Source organism: Gemmobacter denitrificans (genome assembly GCF_036964905.1).
GTDB classification, from domain to species: domain Bacteria; phylum Pseudomonadota; class Alphaproteobacteria; order Rhodobacterales; family Rhodobacteraceae; genus Gemmobacter; species Gemmobacter denitrificans.
In genome coordinates, this window is record NZ_JBALHR010000067.1 from 1 (window position 1) to 546 (window position 546).

Sequence of the window (546 nt, forward strand, 5' to 3'; positions counted from 1 at the left end):
AGTGGCAAGGACCGGCGCAATTCCTCAACCGATGCCCATTGCGCCCGAACCATCGCTGCCCTGCCCCGGTTCGCCGCCAGCGCGATCTGGTTCACATTGGTCCCGATCTTGGCCAATTCGTAGCGGATCTCCTCCAGCCGCGCGCTGTCCTCCCGGCTGAATTCCAGAAAGCCCGCCGCCATCCGCACGACGGAGCGCAGGCCGTCGGAGCGGGATTTCACGCCAAGCTGGGTGCAGAGCGCATCGAAAGCCCGCAGCTCTTCGGCAGGTAGACGGCAACTGACGACCTGACCCGGGCTCGCCGCAGGCGGTCGCCCCCGAGGGGTGGGGCACGGGGACGCCAGAGCAGCACCCGGGCAATCGCTCCCGGCAGGAATATCAGCATCCCGTTTCTGCCCGGATTCACGTGAGGTTGATTTTACTGCCAATTCCTGCCGCCGATTATTTGTAGACATCCCGCATTTCCTGCCACCTTCTCTATCCCTCTCTTACACCTCCACATCAAGCACAATCTATGCGTGATTTATGGGGTTGCGGATGGACATG

1 protein-coding gene is annotated in these 546 nt (G+C 62.1%); it reads right to left on the reverse strand.

Annotation, left to right across the window (positions count from 1 at the left end):
• The coding region (gene mobC / locus V6590_RS20870; RefSeq protein WP_335425637.1) for a plasmid mobilization relaxosome protein MobC at positions 1-221 on the reverse strand (221 nt) is incomplete at its 3' end.
• Positions 222-546: the final 325 nt, after the last annotated feature.